At 36.5% G+C, this 21308-nt stretch carries 17 protein-coding genes; 11 read left to right on the forward strand and 6 right to left on the reverse strand.

Going from position 1 to position 21308, the window contains the following annotated elements:
* The first annotated feature begins 28 nt into the window (after nucleotides 1–28).
* The 3 genes from ACIQ1E_RS04145 to ACIQ1E_RS04155 all read left to right on the forward strand — a co-directional run bounded on the left by ACIQ1E_RS04145 (nucleotide 29) and on the right by ACIQ1E_RS04155 (nucleotide 2602).
* Complete coding sequence (locus tag ACIQ1E_RS04145; RefSeq protein ID WP_396168952.1) at nucleotides 29–1168, forward strand: ATP-binding protein; 1140 nt, start codon at nucleotides 29–31, stop codon at nucleotides 1166–1168.
* Nucleotides 1169–1273: 105 nt separating this feature from the next.
* A complete protein-coding gene (locus ACIQ1E_RS04150; protein WP_396168954.1) occupies nucleotides 1274–1999 on the forward strand; it encodes a metallophosphoesterase family protein in 726 nt (241 codons plus the stop codon).
* A gap of 117 nt (nucleotides 2000–2116) precedes the next feature.
* Nucleotides 2117–2602 (forward strand): DUF6646 family protein, encoded by a 486-nt coding sequence (locus tag ACIQ1E_RS04155; RefSeq protein ID WP_396168955.1) that lies wholly within the window; start codon nucleotides 2117–2119, stop codon nucleotides 2600–2602.
* A 261-nt stretch (nucleotides 2603–2863) separates the two neighbouring features.
* On the opposite strand, the gene ACIQ1E_RS04160 is transcribed toward ACIQ1E_RS04155, so the two are convergent.
* Nucleotides 2864–4417: an aldehyde dehydrogenase family protein gene (locus ACIQ1E_RS04160; RefSeq protein WP_396168956.1), complete on the reverse strand. Its 1554-nt coding sequence runs from the start codon at nucleotides 4415–4417 to the stop codon at nucleotides 2864–2866.
* 299 nt (nucleotides 4418–4716) lie between these two features.
* Complete coding sequence (locus ACIQ1E_RS04165; RefSeq protein ID WP_396168958.1) at nucleotides 4717–5820, reverse strand: endonuclease/exonuclease/phosphatase family protein; 1104 nt, start codon at nucleotides 5818–5820, stop codon at nucleotides 4717–4719.
* Nucleotides 5821–5951: 131 nt separating this feature from the next.
* Here ACIQ1E_RS04165 and ACIQ1E_RS04170 point away from each other — a divergent pair, with 131 nt between their 5' ends.
* The 5 genes from ACIQ1E_RS04170 to ACIQ1E_RS04190 all read left to right on the forward strand — a co-directional run bounded on the left by ACIQ1E_RS04170 (nucleotide 5952) and on the right by ACIQ1E_RS04190 (nucleotide 12425).
* On the forward strand, nucleotides 5952–8711 hold the full coding sequence (locus tag ACIQ1E_RS04170; RefSeq protein ID WP_396168959.1) for a carboxypeptidase-like regulatory domain-containing protein: 2760 nt from the start codon (nucleotides 5952–5954) through the stop codon (nucleotides 8709–8711).
* Between the two features lie 13 nt (nucleotides 8712–8724).
* Nucleotides 8725–10122 carry a DUF5689 domain-containing protein gene (locus tag ACIQ1E_RS04175; RefSeq protein WP_396168960.1) on the forward strand — a complete coding sequence of 466 codons (1398 nt, stop codon included), beginning with the start codon at nucleotides 8725–8727 and terminating at the stop codon, nucleotides 10120–10122.
* A 232-nt stretch (nucleotides 10123–10354) separates the two neighbouring features.
* Complete coding sequence (locus ACIQ1E_RS04180; protein WP_396168962.1) at nucleotides 10355–11251, forward strand: LD-carboxypeptidase; 897 nt, start codon at nucleotides 10355–10357, stop codon at nucleotides 11249–11251.
* A gap of 37 nt (nucleotides 11252–11288) precedes the next feature.
* Nucleotides 11289–11648 (forward strand): YraN family protein, encoded by a 360-nt coding sequence (locus ACIQ1E_RS04185; protein ID WP_396168964.1) that lies wholly within the window; start codon nucleotides 11289–11291, stop codon nucleotides 11646–11648.
* Nucleotides 11649–11768: 120 nt separating this feature from the next.
* On the forward strand, nucleotides 11769–12425 hold the full coding sequence (locus tag ACIQ1E_RS04190; RefSeq protein ID WP_396168966.1) for an aspartate kinase: 657 nt from the start codon (nucleotides 11769–11771) through the stop codon (nucleotides 12423–12425).
* Between the two features lie 63 nt (nucleotides 12426–12488).
* Here the strand turns inward: ACIQ1E_RS04190 and ACIQ1E_RS04195 are convergent, their stop codons facing one another.
* Entirely contained in the window at nucleotides 12489–12740 is a 252-nt protein-coding gene (locus ACIQ1E_RS04195) for a type II toxin-antitoxin system RelE/ParE family toxin (RefSeq protein WP_396168967.1), read from the reverse strand.
* Between the two features lie 32 nt (nucleotides 12741–12772).
* Nucleotides 12773–12997: a hypothetical protein gene (locus ACIQ1E_RS04200; RefSeq protein WP_396168969.1), complete on the reverse strand. Its 225-nt coding sequence runs from the start codon at nucleotides 12995–12997 to the stop codon at nucleotides 12773–12775.
* A gap of 172 nt (nucleotides 12998–13169) precedes the next feature.
* Here ACIQ1E_RS04200 and ACIQ1E_RS04205 point away from each other — a divergent pair, with 172 nt between their 5' ends.
* Complete coding sequence (locus ACIQ1E_RS04205; RefSeq protein WP_396168971.1) at nucleotides 13170–14207, forward strand: hypothetical protein; 1038 nt, start codon at nucleotides 13170–13172, stop codon at nucleotides 14205–14207.
* 60 nt (nucleotides 14208–14267) lie between these two features.
* Here ACIQ1E_RS04205 and mfd read toward each other — a convergent pair whose 3' ends face one another.
* Nucleotides 14268–17630: a transcription-repair coupling factor gene (mfd, locus tag ACIQ1E_RS04210; protein ID WP_396168973.1), complete on the reverse strand. Its 3363-nt coding sequence runs from the start codon at nucleotides 17628–17630 to the stop codon at nucleotides 14268–14270.
* On the reverse strand, nucleotides 17623–18231 hold the full coding sequence (locus ACIQ1E_RS04215; protein ID WP_396168975.1) for a hypothetical protein: 609 nt from the start codon (nucleotides 18229–18231) through the stop codon (nucleotides 17623–17625). The genes mfd and ACIQ1E_RS04215 overlap by 8 nt, the downstream gene beginning before the upstream one ends.
* A 223-nt stretch (nucleotides 18232–18454) precedes the next feature.
* On the opposite strand from ACIQ1E_RS04215, the gene ACIQ1E_RS04220 reads away from it, so the two are divergent.
* Nucleotides 18455–19393 carry an L-threonine 3-dehydrogenase gene (locus ACIQ1E_RS04220; protein ID WP_396168976.1) on the forward strand — a complete coding sequence of 313 codons (939 nt, stop codon included), beginning with the start codon at nucleotides 18455–18457 and terminating at the stop codon, nucleotides 19391–19393.
* A 115-nt stretch (nucleotides 19394–19508) separates the two neighbouring features.
* Entirely contained in the window at nucleotides 19509–21260 is a 1752-nt protein-coding gene (locus tag ACIQ1E_RS04225; RefSeq protein ID WP_396168978.1) for a DUF885 domain-containing protein, read from the forward strand.
* Nucleotides 21261–21308: the final 48 nt, after the last annotated feature.

Here is a 21308-nt window from a genome sequence, read left to right on the forward strand (position 1 = left end):
TAACATTGCTCTTTTTTATTTTTAAAAAATGATTAACAAACGGCTTCTTATCAAAAATCTATTGGCTCACAATGATGAGAGTAGTTTTTATGACAAAAAACGCCAGTTGAATTTACATTCGCGTGAAGGAAAAGCCAAGTTTTTGAAACACATTTGCGCCTTATCCAATTCGAATCCCGCCAATAATTCCTATATCGTTGTGGGTGTCGAAGATCAGGAAAACGAAATTGTGGGCGATGATTTTTTTGACGACAGTCGAATTCAGAATTTGGTCAATGCGTATCTCGAAAATCCACCGAAAATTCAATATGAGAATGTGCCTTTTCCCAATTTGCCCAAAGACAAAGTGGTCGGATTGGTAACGATTAAAGCCAAAAGTAAAACTTCGCATTTCAAAAAAGGCATTCACACCATTCCCGTTAACAGCGTTTTTATTCGCCGCGGCAGTAACACCGTTCCAGTTGAAGAAGAAGTTGAAAAAAATTATCAAAACACCGAAACCGTCATTGGTATCGAAAATAATTCCAGAAATAGTATTGGTTACACGCTCGATGGTGTCATCGATTTTATGAATTTTCGGCACAAGGATATGGCACCAAAATATAAGGTTTTCAAGGAATTATTTGTCATTTGCTGGGCTGGAGTACCAAAAAAATACCGAGAAACTACTTATCTTTCCCGAGTTGACATCGAACTCATCAACGAGCAAATCAAGTTGTTTTATTCGGCTCAGGATGTGGTGACGATTACTTTTGACGACGATACTTTTACGATTTTGGAATATGTCCCTCTGGGGTTGAATGACAAAACCAGCTTTTATCCTTTAGAAAAACAAACGATTCATTTTCACGACAATGGATACTATAAAATTGAACGAGAATTCCTTTTTCAGCCGCCAGAATTCAATCGAAAAATGTTGTTTCATATTTACAATTCGAATATTTCTTTGCTAGATAAACTCCAAAAAGGCCTTTCGTTAAACGAGCGAGAACAGAAAGATTTAGAGAATCTCCCATCGACCTTTATGATTTGTTACCTGAACGGATTTGACGATGCCAAGCAAAAACTGATTGATGTCAAACTACTTTTGAAGCCTTTTGCTTACGTATATTTGTCGTTTAAAGAAGCCTTGCGAATTTTGAGAAAAATGAAGTATGATGTGCAGTGAAAAATTAACCGAAAATCAGTACTCTAAGTCGTCACCTCTCTACTTGTGAATTAAATACTTTGAATCATTAAATAATTTGCAAATTTGCGGTAAATAACAAATAAAATGAGAACACTAGTTATAGGCGACATTCACGGGGGTTTGCGGGCGCTGCACCAAATTATGGAAAGAGCCCAAGTTACTCCAAAAGACACCTTGATTTTTCTGGGTGATTTTGTGGATGGCTGGAGCCAATCGCCCCAAGTTATAGACTATTTGATCGAACTAAAAACGACGCACAATTGCATCTTCATTCTTGGCAACCACGATGAACTACTGTTGGATTGGCTCACTAAGACTAAAGACAATAAACTTTGGTACCAACACGGTGGAGAAGCGACGGTTTTGGCTTATAGTGCTGTAAGCTCTGAAACGATCAAACAACATATCGAATTCATACAATCGTTACAAAATTTTCATATCGACGAACACAATCGCTTGTTTATTCACGCTGGCTTTACTAACCTTAATGGTGTTGATTATGAATATTTCCCGAGGTTGTTTTATTGGGATAGAACATTGTGGGAAACCGCTATGTCATTGGATAAAAAAATGAGAAAGGATGATGTATTGTATCCCAAACGACTGACTTTATACCAAGAAATTTTCATTGGTCACACACCGGTTTCTAGAATTGACCAAACTGTTCCAGTGCAAATGGCCAATGTTTGGAATGTAGATACAGGAGCCGCTTTCAAAGGGCCTCTAACCATTATGGATGTGGACACCAAAGAATTCTGGCAAAGCGAACCATTACCTAGTTTATATCCGACTGAAAAAGGGAGAAATTAAATACTATATTTGCAAAAAAAATAAAACAATGAAATGGGCATAATCGATAATTGATCGCAAGCATCAATGATTATATGCGAATTACATTTGACAATTAAAAAACAATAAAATTAACAAATGAAAAAGATTTTTACAATCGTATTATTAGGCACCATTTTTATGGTGAATGCCCAGGCTTTTAAAGGAAAAGGAGATACAAAACTAAATATCGGTATGACGATTCAAAATGGAGGGACAGGTATTTTGGCCTCGACAGATTTCGGATTAGGAGAAAATTTCTCTATTGGGGTTCTTGCTAGCTATTTGTTAGGAGGTAGCGATATCAATAATGTTGATGCTGAATATCGTTTTGATGCTAAAGCAAGATTCAATGCCAATTTAGGAAGTGTATTGAATATTTCACCAAAATTTGACGTTTATCCAGGTTTGAATATAGGTTTGAAAAACTTTGGTGGACATCTTGGAGCACGATATTTCTTCTCGAATGGTTTTGGAATATTTACTGAATTTTCTGTTCCGTTTGCGAAATATGATACTGATGCTATGTCAAAATACAATAACGGATCGACTTTTAATATTGGTGCTTCCTTCAATTTAGATTAGTCAATTCAAAACAAATAAAAAGCGGCTTGATGAAAATCTTGCCGCTTTTTTAATGGATATATTTTTTTACAAACCTAAGTTCAATTAGTGTTTATCAGTTGGCTTTAAATGGCACGCGGATGACGCGGATTGAACTGATTATCGCTGTTTTTTTTTAGAACACTCCATAATCTAAAGTTACACATCTTAAACCTTTTTTAATCTGCATTCATCGGCTTAATCCGCGTCATCTGTGTGCCAATTTAGCATTAATCGATGCGGTTATAAATCAAATTTAATTCCTTGTGCCAAGGGTAAACTCGTAGTGTAATTGATGGTATTGGTTTGACGACGCATATAGATTTTCCAAGCATCGGAACCGGATTCGCGTCCGCCTCCTGTTTCTTTTTCTCCTCCAAAGGCACCACCTATTTCTGCACCTGAAGTTCCAATATTGACATTGGCAATCCCACAATCGGAACCGGCAACCGATAAGAACAATTCGGCTTCGCGAAGATTGTTGGTCATAATGGCTGATGAAAGTCCCTGAGCAACTCCGTTTTGAATTTCGATTGCATTGGCTACCGTGCCCGAATATTTTAATAAATATAAAACAGGGGCAAAGGTTTCGTGTTGCACAATTTCGAAAGCATTATCAGCTTCGGCGATAGCTGGTTTTACATAACAACCACTTTCGTATCCCTCGCCAGAAAGTACTCCTCCCGCTACAAGTAGTTTTCCGCCTTGGGCGACTACTTTAGTCAGTGCATTGGTGTACATTGAGACAGCTTGTTTGTCGATTAGTGGACCAACGTGATTATTTTCGTCTAATGGATTTCCTATTTTCAATTGGCCGTAAGCCGAAACTATAGCTTCTTTTACTTTGTCATAAATACTTTCGTGAATAATTAAACGTCTGGTCGAAGTGCAACGTTGTCCAGCAGTTCCTACGGCTCCGAAAACGGCTCCGATGACAGTCATTTTTATATCGGCATCTGGAGTTACAATTATGGCATTATTCCCTCCCAATTCTAGTAATGTTTTTCCTAAACGAGCTGCCACGGTTTGTGCCACGATTTTACCCATTCGGGTAGAACCTGTAGCCGAAATCAACGGAACACGCTTGTCGTTTGTCATTAATTCTCCCACTTTATAATCTCCATTAATCAAACAAGAAATTCCTTCCGGCAAATTATTGTCTTTAATAACTTCGGCGATAATGTTTTGACAAGCTATCCCACAAAGAGGTGTTTTTTCGGATGGTTTCCAAACGCAAACATCGCCACAAATCCAAGCCAATGCCGTATTCCAAGCCCAAACCGCAACGGGAAAATTAAAAGCCGAAATGATTCCGACGATTCCCATTGGATGATATTGTTCGTACATCCTGTGTCCTGGACGTTCTGAATGCATAGTTAGTCCGTGCAATTGACGCGAAAGTCCCACGGCAAAATCACAGATATCAATCATTTCCTGAACCTCACCATAGCCTTCTTGCAATGATTTCCCCATTTCGTAGGAAACCAGTTTGCCTAAAGCTTCTTTATTTTTTCTTAATTTATCTCCAAATTGACGCACAATTTCACCTCGTTGTGGTGCAGGCATTAATCGGAATGTTTTAAAAGCTTCGCTGGCAGTTTGCATTACTTTTTCATAATCAGCAGCTGATGTGGTTTTTACAGATGCGATTAATTGTCCGTCGACTGGCGAATGACTTTCAAGGATTTCTCCGTTGGCAAAATGGTTTACTCCTGTTGAAGTTCCTTGGTTTAGGGCTTCGATTCCTAATTGTTTTAGGGATGACTCTAGTCCGAATGAATTGGCTGATGTTATCATTGTAACTTTATGGGTTAGAATTGTTATATTATTTACAAATATATTGTATTCGAATGAAATTTTCTAAATAATTCAAATTTTGATTTGTTTTCTAGCCCCGATTATAGTGGAAACCCTTGTGAGCAGAAAGGCTAATTTTTTCTAGGCAAAAAAGAGCGACCGCAGGAAGCTCCTTTTTTGTCTTAGAAAAATAGCCTTTATGGAACAAGGTTGAAACGGAAAGCGGGAACTAGCTCCTGAAAATATACAGCTAAATTCGTGGAAATTTCAATTGGTTCCTTCTGTGGGTAAGACTACCATTATTTTACCTCTTTGACCAAATAAATATAGACCGGAAAGTGATCGCTATAGCCAATTTCGTTTTCGGAATGGCGTAAAGGATATCCGGTGTATCTGCCAAATTTTTCGATCATAAAGGGCTTGTTGTAAATGCCTGCTTTCCAATATTGATAAGTAGAATGGTCCTCTTGAATTAAGGTTTCGGACACCATTATTTGGTCGAAAATATCCCCTGAATCTCTATAAAATAAAGTAGCATTTCCGTCTTTGGCCATCTGCTCGAAAGGGTTGTAAACTCCAAATTCTTGTACTTCGGATTTTTTCAGTTTTGCTCCGACGCATACTTTTACGCTTTTGTTATACGTTCCATCATTCAAATCGCCCATTAAAATGATTTTTGCCTTTGGATTTACTTTGTAAATGGAGTCCATTACCTTCTTTGCTAATCGCCCTGCTGCCTCACGAAATGGGCTGCTTTTTTTCTCACCTCCCGAACGAGAAGGCCAGTGATTGACCATCACGTTGACTTCCTCTCCATCTAGAAAACCAGTTACTAAAAGAATGTCTCTGGTGTAAATACGATTATTAGTGGCAACTTCTATTTTGTCATTTTCGACTTTATCTTCATCGGTATCTTTCTCCATTACCTCACTATTTCCACGATAAATAATCAGCGGAATATTGGTATAACTGGTAGGTTTGAAATATTTCTTTTTATACAAAAGTCCTACATCTATTCCTCTTTTGTCAGGGGAATCAAAATGTACGATTCCATAATCGTCTTTTAAAAGGTTAGATTGTTTTACCAAGTCTTCAAGAACCCCACGGTTTTCGATCTCACAGCACCCTAGTAGTGTAGGAGCTTCTTTTTGCGTCTCATTAGTCCCAATTTGCGCAATGACTTTGGAGAGATTTTCTAGTTTTTGCTTGTATTTTTCTGAAGTCCACCCCTGAAGCCCTTTAGGGGTCCATTCCTCGTCATAATTTGGGTTATTTATAGTGTCAAATAAATTTTCGAAATTATAAAATGCAATAGTTCGTAAGGTATACTTTTTGTGTTGAGCAATAGCCTGATTCAAAAAAAAGGATACTAGTAAAACAGTGATAATAATTTTACTTTTCATAATTAATTTACTAATTTTCAACACAATATAACACAATATTAGCTACAAAAATAATCAATAAAATTACAAATTTAGCTTAGTACAAGGTAAAATTATTATTCTGCGCTAATTGTTTTATAACGATGGATACTATGAAAAAAATCATTTTGAGTACAATATTTGTATTTAACACCGTTTTCACCATTGGGCAAACAACGTCCAAACTTACCGGTAAAGTGGTCGATTCGAAAACACAAAACCCGATGCAAAGTGTGATTGTATCGATTCAAAACACCAATTTAATGCAACTTTCAGACAGCAAAGGAAAGTTTTCTTTTGACCAAATAGAGGTCGGGAATCAATTCATCCGGATTAGAACAATTGGCTACAAAGAACATTTACTTCAAATTGAAATTAAAGAAGAAAAAACGCTGGACATAGGCACTATTTATTTAGAAGAAGACATTACTGCCGAGCAACAATTGACGTTGATTACAATTACCGACAATGATTTGAGTGATGACAACAGTGGTTCCGAAAGTACTGCGGGATTGCTTCAGGCATCTAGAGATGTGTTTTTACAGGCAGCAGCTTTCAGTTTCGGACAAGCCAGATTTAGCGTCCGTGGTATCGACAATGAATATTCCACTATCCTTATCAACGGTGTTTCGATGAATCGCTTTTCAGACGGAAGACCGCAATATAGTAACTGGGGCGGTCTAAATGATGCTACAAGAAATCAAGAATTTACCAATGGCTCTGCTCCATCCGATTATACTTTCGGAGGAATTGCGGGCACTCAATATATTACTACCAGAGCCTCGGTTTACAGACCAGGCAGTAGAATTTCGTTTTTGAGTACCAATACCAATTACAGCTTTAGAGCAATGGCAACCTACGCTTCAGGCCTGAACAAAAATGGCTGGGCGTTTGTGGTTTCAGGCAGCCGACGCTGGGCCCAAAATGGTTATTTCGACGGCACTAATTATGCTGCAAACTCACTGTTTGCAAGTATCGAAAAGAAGCTAAGTAACAACCATAGCCTGAACTTTACCGCCATTTACGCACAAAACCGAAGAGGGAAAAATTCGCCAAACACTCAAGAAGTTGCCGATTTGAAAAACTTTAAATACAATTCGTATTGGGGTGATCAAGAAGGAGAAAAAAGAAATTCGAGAGTAAAAGATGTCGAAGAACCCATTTTTACTTTAAGCCATTATTGGAAAATTAATTCGAAAACTAAAATTCACACCAATCTTTCGTACCAATTTGGTGCAATCGGAAACAGCCGAATCGATTTTCAAAAAGCGGACAACCCAGATCCAAACTACTACAAAAAATTACCGAGTTATTACACTACACTCTATACCTACAGCAATGATGTGGCTACTTATACACCAGACTATACAGGAGCTGAACAAGCCAAAACGACTTTCCTAGCACAACCACAAATGGATTGGACAGCTTTGTACCGCATCAATGATGAAAACTTATCCAACGGAAGCCGTTATGTTTTATATGAAGACAGAACCGATGACAAAACTATGGTTGCCAACACCATCCTTTCATCACAGTTAGCCGATGATATCGTGCTGAATGCCGGAGCCAGTTTTACCAAAACTAAATCATCCAATTTCAAAAACTTAATCGATCTTTTAGGAGGAACTTATTATAATGACATCAACACTTTTGGTACTTTTCCAGGTGAAGAACAATCAGATTTAAATAATCCTAACAGAACCGTAGGCGTAGGAGATAAATATGGCTACAATTACATAATCGATGCAGCACGATTAGAAGCTTTTACACAATTCAAATTTACTTATGACAAAATAGATTTCTATCTAGGACAATCTTTTTCTAAAAGCAGTTATCAGAGAGACGGTCTATATAAAAATGGATATTATCCAGATAACTCGTTAGGAAAAAGCCAAAAAATGGACTTTGATAATTTTGGTTTCAAAGGAGGAGCAACTTATAAAATTACAGGACAACATTACTTTGATGTCAATGCAGTTTATATGACAAAAGCTCCCAATCACAAAGATGTTTTTCCTAATGCTCGTTTGAATAATAGAGTAACAGACAACATCAAAAACGAAAACATCAATAGTGTTGACGCAAGTTATATCATTAGAATGCCCAACCTAAAAGCGCGTTTTACAGCCTACTTCAACGAAACCGAAAACACCACCGATATTACGTTTTATTATGCTGATAATATCAGTGTAGGAAATGGCGAATTTGTTTCGGAAGTAGTTTCAGGTCAAAACAAAAGAAACAAAGGAATTGAAGCTGGGATAGAATACCAATTTACTTCTACCTTAAAAGCTACCGCTGTCGCTGCTTATGGAGATTACCAATATACCAATAACCCCAATCTAGTAATAAACGCCGACGGAGTAACCGATGCTATTTTCAATGGTCCAGCAAATATGGAAGGATATAAAATCGCCGGAATGCCTCAACAAGCTTATTCTGCAGGACTTGAATATCGCGATCCGAAATTTTGGTGGATTAGTGCTAATGTAAATTATTTGTCTAATAATTATTTAGATGTCGCACCACTACTAAGAACAACTCAATTTATCAGTAATTCAGATGAAGCCAATTTCCCTTATGATGCAGCATTGTCAGCGAGTTATTTGGCTCAAGAAAAATTCGATGCCTTCGCATTGGTGAATCTTGTCGGAGGGAAAACGTGGAGAATTAAAGAAAAAACTTTAGGCTTGTTTGCCAACGTGAACAATGTATTCGACATTCAATATAAAACGGGTGGATTCGAACAAGCAAGAAATGCATCGTATAGCGAATTATATAAAGACCATACTGGCCCAACTCGCTCTTTTGGCCCAAAATATTTCTACGGGTACGGAAGAACATTTATGGTAAATATTTATTTAAACTTCTAATCAATTGATTGTTATGAGAAATACAATTAAAAACAGCTTCATCATTTTAATGGCAATCTTCTTCTTATCTAGCTGTGTGGATGACACTTACGATACTCCAAAATTCGGAGGCTGTGTAGATCCCGGTTTGACAAAAACTAAATCGATCGCCGATATTTACGCCGTGGCCAAAAACCCAGTTGCAACGCCTCCTAGTGTAGTTCCGAACACACCGACCTATACTACAGATGACATTATCGAAGGATATATAATTTCGAGCGACGAAGGTGGGAATTTTTATAAAAGCTTTTATGTTCAAGCCATAGATGGCTCCAAAGGTTACAACTTATCAGTTGATGAGGTAAATATGTATACCAAAAATTTTAAACCTGGGAAAAAGGTCTTTTTAAAACTGAAAGGTTTGGCTTATGCTAACCCATCTAGTTTTGCAAGGGGTTTAATCTTTGGCGCTCCTCCAACAGAACAATATGCGGTCAACCGACTGCCAACTCTCGAATATCCAAAACACCTCATTCCTTCTTGCGATGCGGTGAGTGAAGATGCAATTGTTCGTAAAATTACTTTAGCGCAAGTGAGCGACACGTATTTGAATACTTTGGTTGAATTCGATGATGTGCAGTTTATTGGAGAGTCCGCTAGCGAAACCTTTGACTTAGTACGAACAGATGACTACGATTCGAGCAGTTTTATAACCCAAACCGGGACTAGCAATTTTACTGTAAGAACCTCCCGTTATGCAAATTTTGCCGGATACAAAATGTCTGAAAACAGAGGAAAGATCCGTGGCGTATTGACTAGATACAACTCTACTTATCAAATCATCTTGAGAACAGAGCGTGACGTTAAAATGGAGAATAAAAGAATCGATTATCATCTTCCAATAGTTGGGAATAGCATACAATATGTACCAACTTTTATAGAGAACTTCGAAAGTTATGCAACATCAACTACAGGCTCCATCTACCCTAAATATGTAAATGACGCTTTCAAAGGAGGGAAATATTGGAATGTGGCAAGTTTTCGTTCCAACAAATATATTCAAATGAGTTCCTTCAATACTGGTGGCACTAATATTGCCTATTTGGCAATGCCTATAACTTTTACTCCCGGAAAAAAATTATCATTCAAAACCAAAGACGGTTTCTATAATGGGCCTGTTTTTAAAGTGTTCTATTCTAGAGATTATACTCCCGGTAGTGATTACAGCAAAGCTACACTTGTAGATATCACTTCAAGCTTTACCATTGCTAGTGGCACCAAATCAGGGTATGCTTCAAATTTTACCAGTAGTGGGTTTTATACCATTCCAGCCAACTTAAATGGGAACGGATTTTTTATTTTTGAATATAATACAGCAGGCAGACCGGAGGTTACCTCAACAATGCAAATAGATGACATCACAGTAAATTAAAGCCTTAAACTCAATTCTCAGCTATATGAAAGTAAAAAGACCTTGGTTTGGAGATATGCTTCTACCTACAAAATTATTTCAATCCTAGATTTTCTTTGTTTACATTTGTGTTGAAACAACACCCATTATGATTCTAAACCTAAACTGTTTTAAAAAGGGCGCAAAGAATTTTAAATCCCTTTTAACGCTTATTTTTGTTTTACAATTTTTCATTATTCAAGCACAAGCACCTATGATCATTCCACCAAGTTTAAAAAAAGGAGATACTATAGCCATTCTTGCAACGGCCCGAAAAAATACCGATGACAATTTAAAACCTGCCATAGATTTGATGCGCAGTTGGGGATTAGAAGTTGTTATTGGTAAAACAATTGGCTTAGACAATAATCAGTTAGCAGGAACCGATGAGCAGCGCGCAGCCGATTTGCAAGAACAAATGGACAACCCCAACATCAAAGCGATTTGGTGTGTACGTGGTGGTTACGGCACGGTTCGAATCATCGATTTGTTGGATTTTACAAAATTCAAACAAAACCCAAAATGGATCTTTGGTTTTAGCGATGTAACCATTATTCATAGTTATCTAAACAAATTAAACATTGCTACAATTCACGGCGCAATGCCGATAACAGTGGCAAAAGCGACTCCTGAAACTATCGAAACTTTACGAAAATCCCTTTTTGGCGAAAGCCTGAAATATGAAATTCCTTTTGATGCAGCCAACAAATTAGGAAAAGCCAAAGGTGAAATCGTGGGCGGAAATCTATCGATTTTATACAGTTTGATGGGCTCGAATGCACAAATCGACTGTAAAGGAAAAATTCTTTTCATAGAAGACATCGACGAATATTTGTATCATATCGATAGAATGATGATGAGTCTCAAACGTTGCGGTTGTTTTGATGATTTGAAAGGTTTAATCGTGGGTGGAATGACCAAAATGAGAGACAACGAAATTCCTTGGGGAAAAAATGCCAACCAAATTATTGATGATGTAACTAAAGGTTATTCATTTCCGATTCTGTATAATTTCCCTGCAGGACATTTTCGTGACAACAGAGCCTTAATTTTTGGCAAACAAGTTTTATTAGAATTAAATACAAAAACTTCAAAACTGACTTTTGAATAACTTCCAACTTCTAACCTCCAACTTCTAACTTTCAAAAATGGCCGAACACAATGATTTAGGAAAACTAGGTGAAGAAATGGCTGTTGAATTCCTTCAAAAGAACGGTTATGCAATTCTAGAAACCAATTGGACTTTCCAAAAAGCCGAAGTAGATATTATTGCTAAAAAAGAAAATACACTAGCCATTATCGAAGTAAAAACGCGTTCCTCACTCGATTTTGGCCTTCCACAAGACTTCGTAAAACCTAAAAAGATTCAACTTTTGGTCAAAGCCGTAAACGAATACGTAATTTTGAATGACTTAGATATTGAGGTGCGTTTTGACATCATTGCCATTCATAAAGAAGGTAAAACTTTTGCTGTTGAACATCTTACAGATGCATTTTATCATTTTTAATTAAATTTTTATTTGTTTAATTTGTAACAAATTGTTTTTTTATCTATTTTTGCATATCATTTTGTTAGATTATCACAAACAGCTCCTACTAGGAGTAACTAATTCTTTTTAAAAAAAGTTATGAAAACCGTTTCCTCAATTGTAGAAAATTACATCAAAACAAAACCATTTTTATTGAATGCTTTGTCCCTTGGCATTATTAATCTGACTTCATTGTCCCGAAATATTATGGTTGAATTAGAGCCGGAATTCGGTAAGGAAGTAAAACAAGGTGCCGTTGTAATGGCTCTAAAAAGACTAACCGAAGAGTTGGATTTCAGACTGAACCACAAAATCAATAAGGTTATAAAAAACATTGGCGAAATCACTGTTCGATCCTCTTTGACCGACTATACATTTGCCGCATCGGAAACTGTTTTGAACAAACAAGCCGATTTAATTACCGACATCAATGCTTTTTCAGATATTTTTTATACGTCTTCACGCGGTGTAAACGAAACCAATATTGTGGTAAGCAACACTGTAAATCATTTGGTTGACAAGCATTTTGCCAACGAAAAATTGATTCAAAAACTGGAAAACTTGGCTTCGATTACGGTAAAATTACCAAAAGAAAATATCGTTGTTCCTGGAATATATTATTTCATTTTCCAACGTTTGGCTTGGGAAGGTGTTATCATCAACGAAGTGATTTCGACTTCAAACGAATTTACCATTTTGGTAAGCGAAGACGAAGTGGATGTGGCTTTCAAAGTAATTAAGGATTTGAAGAATTAGTATTTCTTGCTATAAATTTTAAAGCTTCCAGCCTTTTAGAAGACTGGAAGCTTTTTTATTTTTCTAATATTTTGGTTTTTGTTTTGTACCTCTAAAATTAATTATTTCAATACAATGTTTATTATAATTAACTCTGTAAACCAAGTAATTATTTTTATCAACTAAAGCTTTGTGAAGATTTTTGTAGGTTTCAGATTTTGGGTATAAGTCAGGAAAAAGGCCAATCTGGTTGGTAACTTGGGTAATGTTCTCCTCCAATTGCAAAATTTCTCTAAAAGTCCATTTTGCTTCTAAATATTCAATAACAATTGCCAAACCTTTATCGGCTTGTGGTGTCCATTCGATTTTTAATGCCTTTTGGCAAATCTATTCATTACAGTTTCGTGACTAATAAATTCGTCATTTTCTGCTTGTTTTAAACCGATTTCAATTTCTTTCTTCTCTTCTGAGCTTAAATCGTCAAACCAATCCTTTTTGCTGGTTTTTAAAATAATTTCAAGTTTTTCCAACAAACTTTCGTCAATCGTGGTCAACTCTTGAATGAAATTATATTTTCTGGTGGCTAAATTCATAACTTAAAAAGTTTAGTTTAACAAATGTATCCATTTGACTTGGCTTTTAAAAACAAATCCCAAAATTTAACTAACTGTTTCATTTTTTAAGCCTAAATCCTATAAAAATGATTATTACTTTTCCAAATATTAAAAAGAAAAGCCCTATATTTAAGGCTCTAAATAACCAAAAATGAAAAGATATATTTTATTGTTTTTACTAACATTTCAAATGGTTTTTTCTCAAGAAATAGTAGTAAGAGGGAAAGCCTTTAATTCAGGGAAATTCAATGATCGTGTTGTTTATATTATCAAAAATGATACTATAAATAAAGAAAGGAAACACAATCATTCCTTATATGTAAATTGGAAAGAAAAATCAAAATTTCAAAACAGAAAAGACCCTTCATATCTAGAGTGGAGTAAACGCTCAGAAGTGTTTAATCAATTGTTCAATAATAAAAATTATAGGACACAAACTGATAGTTTAGGGAATTTTGAAATAAAAGCTAAATTATCGGACTCTCTGTTTTTTGAATCTACATATCATACAACTGAAAAACACTTGGTTGCTGATTTAGTAAAAAAGAAGAAAATTAATCTTAAGTTAAAATTAGAACCCTGCGAAGTTTGGCCTGCTCATCCTGAAAAACCAACCAAGCTCTATGTGTTTATTGGCAAAAAAATCAAAGTTTGGGAATCTCCATCAAGTTATTGTAATGTGGGCGCTTTAGATTCTAGAGCAATAGCAAAATATGAAATTATAAAAAACATCTATGGTGGTTTTAAAAAAAATACCATTCAATTCACTTCTTATACACATTCCTCTCCGCGCCGGCAACAATACATTCCATTTAAGTCTAATTTTGTAGAATATGATTATTGTTTATTGTACATATTGGAATACAAAGGAGAATTAATCCAGATAAAATATTTATTTGATGACGTTTATATGACAAAAGAAGGAAAATGGGCAACTCCCTTAAAACCTAAAGGACTATTTCATACAATTTCTCCCGACTTATTTAAACCAGACAAAATCAATTTCATTACACCAATTGAGTTTGAATATGAAGATGTTTTTTTTAAACAAATGAAAGAAAATTTCCCTGAAGAATATACTGAAATAAGTGATGGAAAAATCAAAGTGAATTACGGCTATTATGTCGAGGATTTATTTGAAATTAGAAAAGTAGATAGATTGAAAGAATATAATTATTTGATGAATTAATAAACTTTCTCCAAAGCTTCCAGCCTTTGAAAGGCTGGAAGCTTTAATAATTTAAACAATTTACCTCCCCAACATCTCCATCAATTCCAAAGCCCTTCTAGTAGTTTTTACATTATCAAAAGTTAATAAAAGTCTCAAACCAGCTGGAGTTTGCTTTTCTTTCATTACACAAATGTTGCTGTTCTTTTGCACAAATTGAATTACTTGATGAAAGCGGTTGGAAGTATAAAAATCGGATTGCTGATCGGATACAAAATAGCCAATCATCTTGCCTTTTTTCATTACCAATTTCTCGATTCCTACTTTGGTAGCAATCCATTTGATGCGAATACTATTCATCAAAGCCAGGGCTCGTGGCGGCATCGGTCCAAAACGGTCAATTAGTTTGTTTTGAAAAGCAACGAGCTCTTCCTCATTGGTGACATTGCCCAATTCGTTATACAAACTTAATCTTTCGGTAACATTATTGATGTATTCATCCGAGAATAACAACTCAAAATCGGTGTCAATTTGCAGGTCTTTCACGTATTCTTTTTCAACGCCTGTGTTTTCGTTTTCATACAAATCCTTGAATTCGTTTTCCTTCAATTCATCGATAGCTTCGTTCATTATTTTCTGATAGGTGTCAAAACCAATTTCGTTAATGAAACCCGATTGTTCGCCTCCCAATAAATCCCCTGCTCCGCGAATTTCCAAATCTTTCATCGCAATATTGAAACCGCTTCCCAATTCAGAGAATTGTTCCAAGGCCTGAATTCGTTTTCGCGCATCATCCGTCATCGCCGAGTAGGGCGGACAAATAAAATAACAAAATGCTTTTTTATTGCTTCGCCCAACACGACCGCGCATTTGATGCAAATCGGACAGTCCAAAATTAATGGCATTATTGATGAATATCGTATTCGCATTTGGAACATCCAAACCGCTTTCGATAATGGTTGTGGCCACCAAAACATCGAATTCTCCGTTCATAAAAGCCAACATCAATTCCTCCAATTTTTTGCCTTCCATCTGTCCGTGACCAATTCCCACTCTTGCATCAGGAACCAAACGTTGGATCATACCAGCCACTTCCTTGATATTTTCGATTCGGTTATTGATGAAGAAAACCTGTCCGTTGCGCTGAATTTCATACGAAATAGCATCCCGAATCGTTTCTTCGCTAAACCCAACTACATTCGTTTCGATAGGATAACGATTGGGCGGAGGAGTTGTAATTACAGATAAATCTCGTGCTGCCATCAACGAAAACTGCAAAGTTCTCGGAATGGGCGTTGCTGTTAAGGTCAAGGTATCGACATTGGCAGCAATGGTTTTGAGTTTGTCTTTGACGTTCACGCCAAATTTTTGTTCCTCATCCACAATCAACAATCCAAGGTCTTTGAAAACTACATTTTTATTGACCAATTGATGCGTTCCAATGACAATATCAAGTTTTCCTTCGGCTAATTGTTTTAGGGTTTCTGCTTTTTGTTTGGCGGTTCTAAAACGGTTTAAATAACCCACAGAAACAGGCATGTCTTTTAGTCTTTCGGTAAAAGTTCTATAATGTTGGTAAGCCAAAATCGTTGTGGGAACCAAAATCGCGACTTGTTTGGAGTTGTCCACAGCTTTAAAAGCAGCACGAATCGCAACCTCCGTTTTTCCGAAACCAACGTCTCCACAAACCAAGCGATCCATCGGTCGGTCGCTTTCCATATCGGCTTTGACTTCGGCAGTCGATTTGGTTTGGTCGGGAGTATCCTCATAAATGAAAGAACTTTCCAATTCGTTTTGCAAATAGCTATCGGGCGCAAAACGAAATCCTTTTTCTAATTTTCTCTTGGCGTACAATTGAATCAAATTGAATGCAATATGCTTAACACGCGCCTTGGTTTTCTGCTTCAGAATCTTCCAAGCATTCGAACCCACTTTATAAATTTTGGGAGGCGTTCCGTCTTTTCCGTTGTATTTCGAAATTTTGTAGAGCGAGTGAATGCTCACATAAACAATATCATTATCGGCATACACTAATTTTATGGCTTCCTGAGTTCTGCCTTCGACCTGAATTTTTTGTAAACCGCCGAACCGTCCTATTCCGTGATCGATATGGGTTACATAATCACCAACGGACAAAGTTGTGAGTTCTTTTAAAGTAATATTTTGCTTCTTCGAAACAGAGCTTTTGATGCTAAATTTATGATAACGTTCGAAAATTTGGTGGTCGGTATAACAGGCCAATTGGTTTTCCTCGTCAATAAACCCCTGATAAATGGGCAAAACAATGGTATTGTATTGCTTCCGGATATTTTCTGAGTTTTCCTCGTCTATTGATGCAAAAATATCGTGAAACCGTTTTGCCTGAGCGTCATTCGAACAAAACAAATAATTTTGGTACCCATTAAAATGGTTGTCATTCAAATTATTCAACAATAAATCGAATTGCTTATTGAACGAAGGTTGCGGTTTGATGTGAAATTCAAACGTCTTTTTGGTTTTATAAATAGTTTTAGCACTTAGTTCAACCACCGAGAAATCCAAACTTTTCTTGATGAATTCTGCCTGATTCAGAAATAATTGATTCGGCGCAACGTGATTTACCGTGGCATTTAGATTTTCGAAAATCTCTGTTGCTTTCGCAAAAAGTCGATCCAATTTTGTGAATAAACCTTCGCCCTCTTGAATAAATAAAACCGTTTGATTGTTGATGTATTCCAAAAAACTTTCACGATTTTCCTGAAAAAATTTATTCTCGACATTGGGAATAATTGTGATTTTCTTTTGCTTTTCGATAGACAATTGTGTCTCTACATCAAAACTTCGAATGCTATCGACTTCATTGCCGAAAAATTCAATTCGGTATGGATTATCATTGGAAAAAGAAAACACGTCGACAATTCCACCACGAACCGAAAATTCGCCGGGTTCCGTAATAAAATCGACTCTTTTGAATTCGTATTCGAACAAAACTTCGTTGATAAAATCAATCGAAATTTGGTCTCCAACACTCACTTTCAAAGTATTTTTATCCAATTCTTTTCGGGTGACCACTTTTTCGAAAAGGGCCTCCGGATAGCTAACGATAACGGCAGGTTTTTGGAGTGAGTTAATACGGTTCAAAACTTCCGCGCGACGCAAAACATTGGCATTGTCAGTGTCTTCAATTTGGTACGGACGTCGATAGGAACCGGGATAAAAAAGCACGTCTTCTTCGCCAATCATTTGCTCCAAATCGTTCAAATAATAGGCCGCTTCTTCCTTATCGTTTAAAATCAATAAAAATGGTTTTTCGGTCTTTTTGAAAAGCGATTGCACCACAAACGAAAGCGACGAACCTATCAATCCATTCAATTGAATTTTTAGGTCGGCTTGCTGTAAGCTATCGACAATTTGCTTGACTTTTGCCGAATTGTCATAAATTGTATATAGATTTTTTTTACTCAACGCGAGGTGTATTTGGGTCTAGTTGTGGCGTGTTCGGAATGGCTCTGGCAGTGTCCTTTATCATTTTCAATAATTCCGACTCTCCTTCTTCGAGAGGAATATTGCTTTTTTGTACAATTTTGTCCATTTGGTTTTGCAAAGCGACCAATTGCGTATTGATTTCGGGGATTAGCGCCACTACTTTTTGATCTGGAATGTCTTTTAAATGAATGTACAAATCTAGCATTCGCACCTTGGTGATCAAGATGCTAATTCTACTTTTCATCTGTGGATTGTTGAATTCAGTAGGTAAAAATTCATTCAAAGCCATTACTTTTTTAGAGAGTTCGGCTGCTTTTTTTTGGAAAGCGCCGATGGTTTTCTTGGGTTTTTGATCTAAATCTGTCAAAAATGCCCGCCATTCTTTCCAAGATACCGTTTTCTCTTGGGCAGTTGAATTGATAGGCTTGGCATTGAAAACCCAACCTTTTTCAATATTCGAAAAAATTACTTCTTTCTTTTTAATGTCTTTTATGGATTCTGCCTGACGTTTTTCGTTCTCGTCTTTACAAGAAAACAAACCAAAAACCAGCAAAAGGATATATAGATATTTAAATTTCATCCGTGATCAGTTAAGTCGCAAAGTTACGAAGTAAATTTACAAATACGAATTCGCACCTATAGAATAAGAATCTAATATCTGAGCGATAAATTTCTTGCGTTTTCAGAATAAAAATTATGAAATAACGCGCAATTATTGGCGCTAATTTTCAAAAATTGATGCATATTATTGAAATTTTTGATGTTTACGAAAACGTTATCTTTGTGTTTTTAAAATTATATCTATGAATCCTAAAATACTGATTATCGGTGCTTGCGGGCAAATTGGAACAGAACTTACACATCAGCTTCGAAAATTATATGGCACGGAAAATGTCGTTGCTTCCGATATTCGAAAATTGAATAATGAGGTTGTCAATTCGGGAACTTTTGAAGTCATAAATGCCTTGGATTTCAATCAAATTGAGCATCTTGTCGAAGTGCATCACATCACCGACATTTATTTGATGGCCGCATTACTATCGGCAACAGCCGAAAAAAATCCAGCTTTTGCTTGGGATTTGAATATGAATTCGCTATTTCACGTTTTGAATTTGGCCAAAGCCAAGAAAATAAAAAAAATATTCTGGCCTTCGAGTATTGCGGTTTTCGGACCTACAACGCCACGAGAAAACACGCCGCAATATACCATTATGGAACCTTCAACGGTCTACGGAATCAGCAAACAAGCTGGCGAAAGATGGTGCGAATATTACCATACGCATTTTGGTGTCGACGTGCGAAGCGTTCGTTATCCCGGATTAATCAGCTGGTCGACTCCTCCGGGTGGCGGAACTACGGATTATGCTGTAGATATTTATCATAAGGCTTTGAGCGATGGAAAATACGAGTGTTTCTTATCTTCAGAAACCAAAATGCCGATGATGTATATGGATGATGCCATTGCTGCAACGATACAAATTATGCAAGCTCCATCAGAAAAAATTAAAATTCGTTCTTCCTATAATTTGGCCGCAATGAGTTTCACTCCCACCGAAATTGCTGCCGAAATCAAGAAACACATTCCTGAATTTAGTATTTCCTATCAACCCGATTTTCGTCAAACCATCGCCGATAGCTGGCCGGCAAGTATCGATGATTCTAAAGCTAGAGAAGACTGGGACTGGCAGCACGAGTTCGATTTAGAAACAATGACGGTCGATATGCTGAAGAACCTGCGGTAAAGAAGTTACATAAAAACGGAAACCTATTGGTTTAAATCCTACTTTTGATTTTAAATCCTGTTTAATGTTACTAAAACCTATACTTTATTCTACAAATCAATTCATCTTTTGAACTATGAAAAAAATTATCCTCCTCCTTTTTGTCTCCACTTTTGCATTTATTAGCTGCAATAAAAATGATAAAAATTCCGCTTCGGGCGATGCGGCTTTTATAAAACTATCTGATGAATTTATCGATGGGTATCTTGCTTGGCGTCCGCAAACTGGGGTTTATTTGGGGTATCACGAATATGATGGTAAAATTACTGATTACAGCAAGGCTTCCATCGCGACTGAAATAGCTAGACTAAAAGAGTATGAAAAAAACCTTTCAGAAATAGACTCCACTTCTTTGAGCACCAAAACTTTTTATGATTGGAAAATGTTGGGCTTTAATATCAAAAGGGAATTGCTCAACTTTGAAAATCTGGCAGTCTACACCAAAAATCCGATGACTTATGCCGGAGCCATTGATGTAAATATTTATATCAAAAGGAATTTTGCCCCTCTCGAACAACAAATTAAATCCATCATTGCCATTGAAAACCAAGCGCCAAAGTTATATGAAGATGCCAAGGCAAATTTGCAGGATTCATTAGCATTACCGCACATTCAATTAGCAATAGAAATTGCAAAAGGTTCCGCTTCTTTCCTGGGGAACGATCTTTTGGTGGCGTTAAAAGACGTAAAAAATGATTCTTTAATGAAGGCTTTCAATAGTGCCAATAAAAAAGCGATTGACGCCATAAACGGATATGTTTCCTTTTTAGAAAAAGAAAAACTGCCTAAAGCCAATAACGAATATGCCATTGGAAAAGAAAATTATCAAAAAATGCTCTTATATAACGAAGGAATTACAATGTCAGCTGATGAAATTTTAGCCATTGGGATGAAAGAGTTACAAAAAGAACAAGCTTCATTTAATGCTGCCGCAAAAATTATTAACCCCAACAAAAAGCCTATAGATGTCTACAATGATATGCAAAAGGAACATCCAACGGCAGCAAATTTGATTCCGGATTCTAAGAAAAACCTAGAAGCCATTAGGCAGTTTTTGATTGACAATAAAATTATTACTATCCCTTCAGAAGTTCGTGTAAAGCTTGAAGAAACTCCAGCTTTTGCCAGAGCAACAAGCACAGCATCGATGGATACTCCTGGTCCTTTTGAAACCAAAGCTACCGAAGCATACTATTACATTACTCCCGTTGATCCAAAATGGACGCCAAAACAGGCCGAAGATTGGTTGGCACAATTTAATTTCTATACGACTGATGTGGTGTCTGTGCACGAAGCCTATCCGGGCCATTATACTCAGTTTTTGCACTTGAATGCTTCAGATGCTTCAAAAATTCAGAAGATTTTTGGTAGCTATGCCTTTATCGAAGGCTGGGCTCATTATACCGAAAAAATGATGCTAGACGCAGGATTTGGCAATTCTGGAGACCCAATAAAAGCTGCCAAATACCGTATGGCACAATCAGGCGAAGCCTTGTTACGTCTTTGTCGTTTGTGTGTGTCGGTCAAAACACATTGCTACGGGATGAATGTGGATGATGCTACCAAATTCTTTATGAATAACTGGTATCAAGGTGAAAAATCTTCAAGTCAAGAAGCCTTGAGAGGCACTTATGATCCCGGTTATTTGTTTTATACTTTAGGTAAATTACAAATCTTGAAATTACAGGAAGATTACAAAAAACAAGAAGGCGATAATTATAGCTTACAAAAATTTAATGATGCAATGCTCGATAACGGAATGCCTCCTATTCAAATTATGCGCGAATTGTTATTGAAAGACAAAAACACCTGGAATAATATTTTATAAATATTGGAATTCTTTGTCTAAAAAAGGGCTGGTTTCGCAATTGAAACT

The organism is Flavobacterium sp. (assembly GCF_044348915.1).
In the GTDB taxonomy this organism is placed as follows: domain Bacteria; phylum Bacteroidota; class Bacteroidia; order Flavobacteriales; family Flavobacteriaceae; genus Flavobacterium.

Coding starts and splice junctions, on each gene's coding strand:
- ACIQ1E_RS04145 (WP_396168952.1), top strand. CDS start 29: ATGATTAACAAACGGCTTCTTATCAAAAATCTATTGGCTCACAATGAT.
- ACIQ1E_RS04150 (WP_396168954.1), top strand. CDS start 1,274: ATGAGAACACTAGTTATAGGCGACATTCACGGGGGTTTGCGGGCGCTG.
- ACIQ1E_RS04155 (WP_396168955.1), top strand. CDS start 2,117: ATGAAAAAGATTTTTACAATCGTATTATTAGGCACCATTTTTATGGTG.
- ACIQ1E_RS04160 (WP_396168956.1), bottom strand. CDS start 4,417: ATGATAACATCAGCCAATTCATTCGGACTAGAGTCATCCCTAAAACAA.
- ACIQ1E_RS04165 (WP_396168958.1), bottom strand. CDS start 5,820: ATGAAAAGTAAAATTATTATCACTGTTTTACTAGTATCCTTTTTTTTG.
- ACIQ1E_RS04170 (WP_396168959.1), top strand. CDS start 5,952: ATGAAAAAAATCATTTTGAGTACAATATTTGTATTTAACACCGTTTTC.
- ACIQ1E_RS04175 (WP_396168960.1), top strand. CDS start 8,725: ATGAGAAATACAATTAAAAACAGCTTCATCATTTTAATGGCAATCTTC.
- ACIQ1E_RS04180 (WP_396168962.1), top strand. CDS start 10,355: ATGATCATTCCACCAAGTTTAAAAAAAGGAGATACTATAGCCATTCTT.
- ACIQ1E_RS04185 (WP_396168964.1), top strand. CDS start 11,289: ATGGCCGAACACAATGATTTAGGAAAACTAGGTGAAGAAATGGCTGTT.
- ACIQ1E_RS04190 (WP_396168966.1), top strand. CDS start 11,769: ATGAAAACCGTTTCCTCAATTGTAGAAAATTACATCAAAACAAAACCA.
- ACIQ1E_RS04200 (WP_396168969.1), bottom strand. CDS start 12,997: ATGAATTTAGCCACCAGAAAATATAATTTCATTCAAGAGTTGACCACG.
- ACIQ1E_RS04205 (WP_396168971.1), top strand. CDS start 13,170: ATGAAAAGATATATTTTATTGTTTTTACTAACATTTCAAATGGTTTTT.
- ACIQ1E_RS04215 (WP_396168975.1), bottom strand. CDS start 18,231: ATGAAATTTAAATATCTATATATCCTTTTGCTGGTTTTTGGTTTGTTT.
- ACIQ1E_RS04220 (WP_396168976.1), top strand. CDS start 18,455: ATGAATCCTAAAATACTGATTATCGGTGCTTGCGGGCAAATTGGAACA.
- ACIQ1E_RS04225 (WP_396168978.1), top strand. CDS start 19,509: ATGAAAAAAATTATCCTCCTCCTTTTTGTCTCCACTTTTGCATTTATT.